Origin of the sequence: Roseobacter sp., from assembly GCF_024639605.1 — a bacterium.
Taxonomy (GTDB): Bacteria; Pseudomonadota; Alphaproteobacteria; order Rhodobacterales; family Rhodobacteraceae; genus Roseobacter.
The window spans coordinates 1-9,223 of sequence record NZ_JAHEHZ010000137.1 but is presented as its reverse complement, the minus strand read 5'-3'; the positions used below and the strand labels follow the sequence as shown (position 1 = coordinate 9,223).

The 9,223-nt window shown below is 59.6% G+C and carries 15 protein-coding genes; all 15 read right to left on the bottom strand.

All coding sequences use genetic code 11. The features are described 5' to 3' along the window. Positions 1–590, bottom strand: a 590-nt coding sequence (locus Q0M35_RS15060) for a succinate dehydrogenase iron-sulfur subunit (protein ID WP_295316732.1), incomplete at its 3' end; no start/stop codon positions are given. A 21-nt stretch (positions 591–611) separates the two neighbouring features. Further along, positions 612–941 (bottom strand): hypothetical protein, encoded by a 330-nt coding sequence (locus tag Q0M35_RS15055; RefSeq protein WP_295316730.1) that lies wholly within the window; start codon positions 939–941, stop codon positions 612–614. Continuing rightward, positions 938–1,594, bottom strand: a complete 657-nt coding sequence (locus Q0M35_RS15050; protein ID WP_295316728.1) for an FkbM family methyltransferase — start codon at positions 1,592–1,594, stop codon at positions 938–940. The genes Q0M35_RS15055 and Q0M35_RS15050 overlap by 4 nt, the downstream gene beginning before the upstream one ends. A gap of 61 nt (positions 1,595–1,655) precedes the next feature. Continuing rightward, entirely contained in the window at positions 1,656–1,949 is a 294-nt protein-coding gene (locus tag Q0M35_RS15045) for a hypothetical protein (RefSeq protein WP_295316726.1), read from the bottom strand. After that, a complete protein-coding gene (gene sdhA / locus Q0M35_RS15040) occupies positions 1,949–3,754 on the bottom strand; it encodes a succinate dehydrogenase flavoprotein subunit (protein WP_295316724.1) in 1,806 nt (601 codons plus the stop codon). Before sdhA ends, Q0M35_RS15045 begins: the two co-directional genes overlap by 1 nt. A 56-nt stretch (positions 3,755–3,810) precedes the next feature. Then, positions 3,811–4,182 carry a succinate dehydrogenase, hydrophobic membrane anchor protein gene (gene sdhD / locus Q0M35_RS15035; RefSeq protein WP_295316723.1) on the bottom strand — a complete coding sequence of 124 codons (372 nt, stop codon included), beginning with the start codon at positions 4,180–4,182 and terminating at the stop codon, positions 3,811–3,813. Between the two features lie 12 nt (positions 4,183–4,194). After that, positions 4,195–4,581 carry a succinate dehydrogenase, cytochrome b556 subunit gene (sdhC, locus tag Q0M35_RS15030; protein ID WP_169641661.1) on the bottom strand — a complete coding sequence of 129 codons (387 nt, stop codon included), beginning with the start codon at positions 4,579–4,581 and terminating at the stop codon, positions 4,195–4,197. Between the two features lie 81 nt (positions 4,582–4,662). Beyond that, positions 4,663–5,400, bottom strand: coding sequence for a DUF1194 domain-containing protein (locus tag Q0M35_RS15025; protein ID WP_295316721.1), 738 nt, complete (start codon positions 5,398–5,400; stop codon positions 4,663–4,665). 56 nt (positions 5,401–5,456) lie between these two features. Then, a complete protein-coding gene (locus Q0M35_RS15020) occupies positions 5,457–5,690 on the bottom strand; it encodes a TM2 domain-containing protein (protein ID WP_295316720.1) in 234 nt (77 codons plus the stop codon). A 32-nt stretch (positions 5,691–5,722) separates the two neighbouring features. Beyond that, a complete protein-coding gene (locus tag Q0M35_RS15015; RefSeq protein ID WP_295316718.1) occupies positions 5,723–6,010 on the bottom strand; it encodes an NINE protein in 288 nt (95 codons plus the stop codon). A 121-nt stretch (positions 6,011–6,131) separates the two neighbouring features. Continuing rightward, positions 6,132–6,545 (bottom strand): hypothetical protein, encoded by a 414-nt coding sequence (locus Q0M35_RS15010; RefSeq protein ID WP_295316716.1) that lies wholly within the window; start codon positions 6,543–6,545, stop codon positions 6,132–6,134. Between the two features lie 47 nt (positions 6,546–6,592). After that, complete coding sequence (locus tag Q0M35_RS15005) at positions 6,593–7,627, bottom strand: MaoC family dehydratase (RefSeq protein WP_295316714.1); 1,035 nt, start codon at positions 7,625–7,627, stop codon at positions 6,593–6,595. Then, positions 7,627–7,830: a DUF1737 domain-containing protein gene (locus tag Q0M35_RS15000; protein ID WP_295316712.1), complete on the bottom strand. Its 204-nt coding sequence runs from the start codon at positions 7,828–7,830 to the stop codon at positions 7,627–7,629. The genes Q0M35_RS15005 and Q0M35_RS15000 overlap by 1 nt, the downstream gene beginning before the upstream one ends. Before the next feature lie 15 nt (positions 7,831–7,845). After that, on the bottom strand, positions 7,846–8,403 hold the full coding sequence (locus Q0M35_RS14995; protein WP_295316710.1) for an NnrU family protein: 558 nt from the start codon (positions 8,401–8,403) through the stop codon (positions 7,846–7,848). A 4-nt stretch (positions 8,404–8,407) separates the two neighbouring features. Next, the coding region (locus Q0M35_RS14990; RefSeq protein ID WP_295316708.1) for a CoA ester lyase at positions 8,408–9,223 on the bottom strand (816 nt) is incomplete at its 5' end.

Sequence of the window (9,223 nt, the reverse complement as noted above, 5' to 3'; positions counted from 1 at the left end):
AGAAGCGCTGCCGGGCCCAGATAGCGGTCGCCGTTCCACCAGTAGCTCGGGCAGGCGGTCGAGCAGGAGGCGCACATCACACACTCATAAAGCCCGTCGAGCTTTTTGCGGTCTTCGATCGACTGGCGCCACTCTTTGGCGGGACGGTTCGTTTTGGTCTCAAGCCAGGGCATGATCGAGGCATGCTGTGCATAGAAATGCGTGAGATCAGGGATCAGGTCCTTGACCACCGGCATATGCGGCAGCGGGTAGATTTTAACCTCGCCCTTGATCTCATCCATGCCATAGATACAGGCCAGCGTGTTGATCCCGTCGATGTTCATCGCGCAGGACCCGCAGATGCCCTCGCGGCAGGACCGGCGGAAGGTCAGTGTCGGATCGATCTCGTTTTTGATCTTGATCAGCGCATCGAGGATCATCGGACCGCAGGTGTCCATATCCACGAAATAAGTATCTACCCGCGGATTTTTCCCGTCATCGGGGTTCCAGCGATAGATCGAGAATGTCCGCAGATTATTTGCCCCTTCGGGCTTGGGCCACGTCTTGCCCTTTGTCATGCGGGAATTTTTCGGGAGCGTCAGTTGAACCATATCGGGTCTCCTGTCCTGAAGTCAGAGGGGTACTGCCGCACCGGGGACGGCAGCGGCAAGGCATTGCTGGGTTGAAGCGCGCGCAAGAATGGCGCGCACGGTGTCGGCGGTGCCCTGATCTGTTCCGGTCACGGCATCTGCAGCCAGAGACTGGACCTCACTGGCATCGGCGTTGTCCACGATGCAGTCGGTGAAAGGCTGAAAGAATTCCTTGGGCACCTGCGGGAAGTAGATCGCAAGCGTCTCGGGCAGAATGGTTTTCGCCGTGCTCCGCCCGGCCTGATCTGTGGCTTGCTGCACGGGCGTGCAGGCAACAAGGACGAGAGAAATAAACAGAAGCAGTCGGGTCATTGGGCCCACCTTGTGAAAAGTACGTTCATATATCTTGGCCGCGCGCGTTTGCCCGGGCCGGACGCGATGCTGAGCACATCGCGCAGTTCAAGACCGGCGTCTTTCAGCAGGGCAACGGCGTCGGACGGTGCTGTGATCCCGTCAAAGCGGTGACTGAGCGACAGTTCCATTATTACAAATTCGCACCGCGCAAGCGTTTCCGGCGCACCGCGCAGCACCTCGATATCGTAACCCTCGGTGTCGACTTTGAGGCCCGCAGGCCCGGGATACCCGCGCGCGATCTGATCGAGGGGGCGAACCTGAACCGGGTGTTTGTCAGTGCGCACAAAGTTTTTTGAAAGCTTGTCAGTGCGTTTCAGAAGGCTGGCCATTTCGATCTCGCATCCTTTGTCGGACCACGGCACGATAAGATCTGCCTGACCTTCCTGCGCACCGGCCGCCACCGCATGAAAGTGAAATTCCGTCCGGACCCCCTTTTCCCGCACTATCGAAGCACAGCTTTCCTGAGGATCAATGAGCACAAAACGCGCGTCCGGGAAGGACCGGTAAAGCCAGGGCGTGCCACTGCCGACACCGACATCAAAGACGACCTCTGGCGTGAACCCGTAGCCTTTGACGTAAGGCGCGCGGGTTTTGACAGGCTGAACCACCATCCCCTCCGAACGGAGGGTCCGGCGCATCTGTCTGAGCGTATCCGGACCTTCGCGCGTCACATCAGCGGTTCGGGAAGCAATAAAGGCTGCCGCGATACATCGTGGTGTAATACTGCGGCGGACAATGCGGGTGGCTGCGGCTGACGGTGCCATAGACCGGTACCCGGCAGTACAGGCTGCCACGGTACATGCCGCGCTGGTCCCAGGGGCAGTTGTTCCAGGCCGTGCCCGCGTGGGCGGATCCGCCCTTGCCGGTATAAGCGCCACTCGGGCCGTCCGCCAGTGCTGCGGGCGCCGTTGCCATCATCATGGCCGCGGAAAGGGCTGCGGCTGTCATCTTTTTCAGTGTCTGCATCAGAAAGTCCTTTGTTTTGGGGCAATTTTCTTAGGATCGATGCCGCCGTCATTGTGGCTGGTCAGCGGCTGTTCGTGCACACCGCGATAGCCGAGCGAGGCTTTGTTGCCTTTGAACCAGATCAGCGAATGCATACGCCAGTTCTCGTCGTCGCGCTCCGGGTGGTCCTCATGGGCATGCGCGCCGCGGCTTTCCTTGCGCGCCTCGGCGGCGGTGATTGTCGCCACGGCGTTGGGAATGAGGTTGGCAAGTTCCAGCGTCTCCATCAGGTCGGAGTTCCACACCAGACTGCGGTCCGTGACGCCCACATCAGTGTATTTGCCGGCGACCTCATCCATCGCCTTTTTGCCCTCGGCGAGTGTCTCATTGGCGCGGAAGACGGCGGCGTCTTTCTGCATGGTCTGCTGCATTTCCAGACGCAGTTCGGCCGTGGGCGTGTGGCCCTTGGAGTAGCGTGTGTTGTCAAAACGGTCGAGTGCGGCCTTGACAGAGGCCTCGTTGGGCGTGGGCACAGCACTGTCAGGGCTGACGATTTTACCGGCACGGATCGCGGCGGCCCGGCCAAAGACCACAAGGTCAATGAGCGAATTCGAGCCCAGACGGTTGGCACCGTGTACTGAGGCACAGCCCGCCTCGCCCACAGCCATGAGGCCGGGTGACACGCGGTCCGGGTCGTCCCTGGTCGGAGCCAGCACCTCGCCCCAGTAATTCGTTGGGATTCCGCCCATGTTATAATGCACTGTCGGCAGTACCGGGATCGGCTCTTTGTTGAGGTTCACGCCTGCGAAGATCCGCGCGGATTCCGATATGCCCGGCAGGCGCAATTTCAGGGTCTCAGGGGGCAGGTGGTTGAGATTAAGGTGGATGTGGTCGTTATTTTTGCCGACACCACGGCCTTCGCGGATTTCCATGGTCATGCAGCGCGAGACGTAATCGCGCGGTGCAAGGTCTTTGTAATTCGGGGCATAGCGTTCCATGAACCGCTCGCCTTCGGAGTTGGTGAGGTATCCCCCCTCTCCGCGCGCGCCTTCGGTGATAAGACAACCGGCCCCGTAGATGCCGGTGGGGTGGAACTGAACGAACTCCATATCCTGAAGCGGCAGGCCGGCTCTGGCCGTCATGCCACCGCCATCGCCAGTGCAGGTATGCGCCGAGGTGGCCGAGAAATACGCCCTGCCATAACCGCCCGTAGCCAGCACAACCATCTTGGAGGCGAAAAGGTGCAACGTGCCGTCATCCAGCTTCCAGCACAGGACCCCCTGGCAAACGCCGTCTTCTGACATGATCAGGTCGATGGCGAAGTATTCAATATAAAACTCCGCGTTGTTCTTCAGTGACTGGCCATAAAGCGTATGAAGAATGGCGTGACCGGTGCGGTCGGCGGCGGCACAGGTCCGCTGCACCGCGGGGCCTTCGCCGAATTCGGTTGTGTGGCCACCAAAGGGACGCTGGTAGATTTTGCCCTCTTCGGTGCGCGAGAAGGGCACGCCGTAGTGTTCCAGTTCATAGACCGCCTTGGGTGCTTCGCGGGCGAGGTATTCCATCGCATCGGTATCGCCCAGCCAGTCCGAGCCTTTCACCGTGTCATACATGTGCCATTGCCAGTTGTCGGGCCCCATGTTCGACAGCGATGCCGCGATGCCGCCCTGGGCGGCGACGGTGTGTGAGCGTGTCGGAAAGACTTTTGTCACACAGGCGGTGCGCAGACCCTGTTCGGCCATGCCGAGCGTCGCCCGCAGACCGGCCCCGCCGGCACCTACGACAACGACGTCGTATTCATGTGTTTCGTATTCGTAAGCAGCCATGGAATTTCTCCCGGATGTGAATAAGCGCGCGCCGGCGAAGGGCGCGCGTCAGAAGGTCAGAGAGCCAGACGCACCATCGCGTAGAGCCCTGTTGCCGCCGCGGCCCAGGACAGGCAGGTCATCGCGATCATTGCGAATTTCTGCGCGCTACCGTGCACGTAATCCTCGATCAGTGCCTGAACGCCGCCGGCAAAATGTTTGAAGGTCACCAGAATGGTCAGCGTTGCGATGATCGCCGGGAACGGGCGGGCAAAATACGCAGTGACGACATCATGGGGCTCGCCCAGCATCGGACCAAAGGTGAAGATAAAGAGCGGGATCAGCACCAGCAAGGCCGCGGAACTCACGGTCATCGACCAGTGGTGTTCGGTGCCGGATTTGGCGGAGCCCATGCCCGTGGCGCGCTTGCGGTCTGTCAGATAGCTCATCTCAGTTCCTCCTCAGCGCACAACCGCAATGGTCAGCAGCGTCAGCAGAAACGATCCGCCGACGACTGCATATCCGAGTTTGTAGGCGGTTTCGAGGTCAAGGCCCACGCCCTGATCCCAGATCAGATGCCGGACGCCTGCAAGCGTATGATACCACAGCCCCCAGAGTGACAAGACCATGACCAGATCGCCGAACCAGCTGGTCAGAACACCATCGGCCACGGCAAAATACTCAGGCGATGTGGCCGCGGCCAGAAACCACCAGACCACAAGCAGCGCAGAGATCAGCAGCGCATTGCCGGTGATCCGCGTAAGAATGGATGTCATCGAGGTCAGCTGCGGGCGATAGATTGTCAGATGCGGTGAAAGCGGACGATTGCCCCTGTTCACATCAGCCATGTCAGATTCCTTTTGTTCCCTGACGTTATTTGTACTCTTTATTGCGCGCTTGTCACGTGCAAGGGGGCCGTCAGGGCGCGGTTATTTGGCGCGGTTCGTGCAATTCTTCGCATTTTCCGGGGGTTTGTGATCACGCGGAAATCTGCTGTGATCACATTGCCTGAGAAAACTCAGCTTTCGGGTCGTCTCGCGCTGCAGCTTTCGACGGATCTGTTCGGGATAATCCGTGAACCCGTTGGCAGTGATAACAAAAGCGCCCTCGCCGTGGATAAGGTTCTCGAAAAACCACGCGGTAAGGTCTGTCTCATCGGTCTCGATTGCCAGCGCATTGAGCGTAACACCCATACTGTCGAGTGCGGCCCGGCGGGTGTCAGGAGCAACGCCTTCGTTCGAAATGCCGTCACCGGAGACATCGATGATTTTGCGGGTGCAGTGCGGAACCGCGGCAAGAGCTTTTTCAGCCGCAAGAACCGCCTCGCCCACAGCTGTGGAAAAATTGCGCCAGATGCGTTTATCGTCGCTGATGGCCTGCGCAAGGTCTGCCACATCGCTGGCCGACCGGATTGTAGTCCATGGGATCGTCTGTCGCTGGCGCGATGACCCTGTCCACTGAATAAGGGTAAGCATCGCCTGCTGTTCGGTCAGCGCATCCACAACCGTTCCGTCCCGCAGGGCCGCCGCCAGCCCCTGCATCTGGATCCGGTATTCATCGGGATCAACCGAACCCGACACATCGACGGCGAGAACCAGTGCAAGGCCACATGCCTGTACCGGAGTTGCAAAAGCGGCGAGCAAAGCAGGGATAACGAAACGGAACATGGCGCGAGACTACAACGGTCCGCGCGCCATGCATCCGAATTTTACCTGAATACCTGTCAGCGGCGCAGCGGGAGGCCGTTTTTGTCTTTCATGGAGCCGACTACAAGGCGCACGAAGTCGATGAGGCTCCAGATGCCCAGACCGCCGAGGGTCACAAGGCAGAGGATGCCGGTGCCGGTCTTGCCCAGATAAAAGCGGTGCACGCCAAGGGGGCCAAGGAAAAAGCACAGAAGTACAGCCGCGACAAAGCTCTTATCGCTTTGCCCGACAGGGGGTGAATTGTCTGTCATTGTCATTGCCATTGTCACTGTCCTATCAGTTGTCAGGTCATTGATGGTATCGCGACAATGCGACCTTTGCCGTCTCGCCACTGACCCGTAATCAGCAGGTAAAAGATAACAATTGTATGGACTCCGTCTGCCAGCAATGTGGCAATTCCCAGTCCGTCGTTGCCCTGAACAAAGAACGTGATGGCAAGAACCAGCAGTGTCAGGTCTGCAAGACCATGCCAGAAATCGCCGAGGTAAAAGTGGTGGATACCAGCAGTGCCGAAAACGCCGCAAAGAGCAACGGCCGTTCCATAGCTTTTGGGGGAAATGTCAGTTTGCATGATGCCTGTCCTGATGCGCCCCCGCTGCCGCGACAATAGCGCGGTCTGCGCGCTCCGGTCAACGAGGGCAACTCAGCCGCCGAAGGGTCTGATGCGAATATGTATCGTTGCACAGGCGGTATCAGCCGATCAGGGCAAGTAAAAACCCGGCGAAAATCACGCCGCCAAATGCAAGACCAGCCCGCCAGGGGGTGCGCACGCCCGTTTCGCCCTCGATTGCGAGTGGCCCGAGTGTGGCCGCCGCGGCAAAGAGGCTGCCCGCCATTGCCACTGTCCCCTGCGCCCAGACGGCATCCTGCGCCACAGGCCCCAGTGAGAGAACCAGGATCATCACACCGAGCGCCGCCATCGTCGCCGCAAGAGAGCGATAGAGAGAGGCCAGAATTCCGATCATGTGAGGCGAGAGTTCAACGCCTTCTTTTTCAAGGATTTCAGCGTGATAATCAGCAGGTACCGAGCCGAGGGTATATTGAGCGGCCCCCCAGAAGAGCATGCCTGCCGCAAGGCAGTTCAATATGACGGCAAGTATCAGCATGCCCTTCGTGTCTCCCCGAACACCAGTGTCCCTGACGCCAGCTTAACTCACATCGGCATCAGCGCCCAATAGTCCAGATCAAGCAAAACATCGGGCAGGTATTTCCCGTCCTCGCCGCGCAGCTCAAACGGGGTGCCGCCACGGGTTGCCACGAGACGCAGGCGCAACGCACCGACGCCAGGAGCTGCCGTTTCCGCCTTGTCGAGCACTTCAGACCAGGCCCGGACGGTATCGCCTGCAACACAGGGGTTTGCATGTGCCCCGGCGTTGAGCCCGACCACCATCTGCGCATTCGCAAGACCGTTGAAGCTGAGCGCACGGGCCATCGAGATCACATGCCCGCCATAAATCAGCCGCGTCCCGTCCGGGCGCGCCGACACATCGAAATGCACTTTTGCGGTATTCTGCCAGAGGCGCGTTGCCAGCATATGCTCGGCTTCCTCGATGGTCACACCGTCCACATGATCGATTTTTTCACCGGTCGTATAGTCGCCCCAGCGGTGTGGTTCTCCGGCAAGTTCAAAGTCGTACTGGCTGAAATCGAGACCCTCCGGCACCACAAGCCGGTCTGCGGGCACGGCAACGGCGAGCTCCGGGATGACCGTTTCAGGCGCCGGGGCGTTGATATCCTGTTTGCGCACCATGACCCAGCGAACGTATTCCAGAACGGTTTCGTCACGCTGGTTCAGCCCGCGGGTGCGCACCCAGACCACGCCTGATTTTCCGTTGGAATTTTCTTTGACACCGATCACTTCAGAAACGGCCCGCAATGTGTCGCCCGGCCAGACGGGCAGCAGCCAGCGCGCTCCGGCATACCCGAGGTTCGCCACAGCGTTCAGCGAGATATCCGGCACCGTCTTTCCGAACACCACATGAAATGCGACCATATCATCAAGCGGGCTTGCTCTGAGTCCGCAACTGCGCGCGAATTCGTCGGACGAATATAGTGCGTGCCGCGCGGGATAGAGCATATGGTTGAGCGCCCGCTCTGCGGGACCAACGGTGCGCGGCACCGCATGGGTAATGATCTGCCCCGGTTTATAGTCTTCGAAAAAACGACCGGAACTGGTTTTGGCCGCCATCACTGCGCTCCGAGTTTCACGTCCGGCGTATAGGCGCCGGGCGCGTCTTTGATAACCGCCTGGCCGCACCGCATGACCCCTGCGGCGTGATCCCACGTCTGGGTCGGGCTGCCATGCAGCTCCCACCCCTTGTTCAGCGCCTCTGTCACTTTATGACAGAAGACAGATGAGTCCTCTTCAGACAAAAACCGGTAGAGTTTCATATGGCTACCTCGCCGTTACGCAGGGAAAGGCCAGACGCCCAGCCAGATGTGAATGGCCGAAATCAGCCCGTAGAGCACCAGCGTGATCACGGCGAGGCGCACGCGTGTCGCCATGCCTGCGCGCTCCGGCGGTGTCCAGTCTGGCTCTGCTTTGTTGATCAGAATGACTTCTCCGACAGCCCATGCCAGCAGCCCGCCGAACAGCACGATCGAGGCAAGATCACCGTTCACCAGCAGGTGAGCAACAGCCCAGATCTTGAAACCCGTCAGCTGAGGGTGGCGGATTTTATAGGCCGGCCATGCCTTGGCACCCTTTGCAGCACTTGAGCCGTAAACCCAGAGCGCAAAGAGCATCAGCGTATTGTTCACATGCATCAGGAAAGCTGGCGGCGACCAGACCGGGATGAAATCAGCGCCGCGATAGCCAAGGATCATCAGCACCAGACCCGCAACGATCCCCACTGCCACAACACCCTTGCCTGCAGTGCCCAGTCCGGAGCGTTTTGCCGGCGCCAGTCGTTTGAAATAATGTGCGCCGGTCCAGAGGATCAGGCCGGCAAGGATGAAGATCATGTGTTCACTCCGCGTTCATCGACTTTATCGCTTTCACCTTTGCCAGTGTTTCGCGGGCGGTGGCAACATGAAGGTTTTCGACGATGCGTCCGTCAACGACCGCAACCGCCTCGCCATTTGCGACCGCGACCTCATAGGCTTCGATCTGACGGACCGCCAGATCCACATCCTCCGGCGTCGGAGAAAAGGCGTCGTTTGCGACCGAAATCTGTGCGGGATGGATCAGGGTCTTTCCGTCAAAACCCATATCGCGGCCCTGTTCACATTCTGCTTTCAGACCGTCCTCGTCTCTGAAGGCGTTGTAAACCCCGTCAACGATGGCCCGGCCATGCGCTTTGGCAGCGAGCAGGCACAGACCTAAGCCGCTCATCAGCGGCAGGCGGTCCGCCCGGTAGCGCGCCACGATGTCTTTCGCGAGGTCATTGGTTCCCATCACCATGCCATCAAGCTGCCGGTGTGCCGCGATTTCGGCAGCATTGAGCATGCCCATCGGAGTTTCCATCATGGCCCAGAGCGGTTTGCCGCCTGATACCCCGGCAAGGCTGTCCAGGTCGGCTGCACTGTTCACCTTGGGCAGCAGAATGGCATCTGCATCCGTTTCTGCTGCGGCGCGTGCATCCTGCGCGCCCCAGGACGTATCCAGCCCGTTAATGCGCACAATTTTCAGGCGCCGGCCGTATCCACCGGTACTAAGGGCCTTTGCCAGAGTCGCGCGCGCGCCTTCTTTTTCTTCAGGGGCGACAGCATCTTCGAGATCGAAAATAACGGCATCCGCAGGCAGTTCGCGCGCTTTTTCCAACGCGCGGGTCCGGGAGGCCGG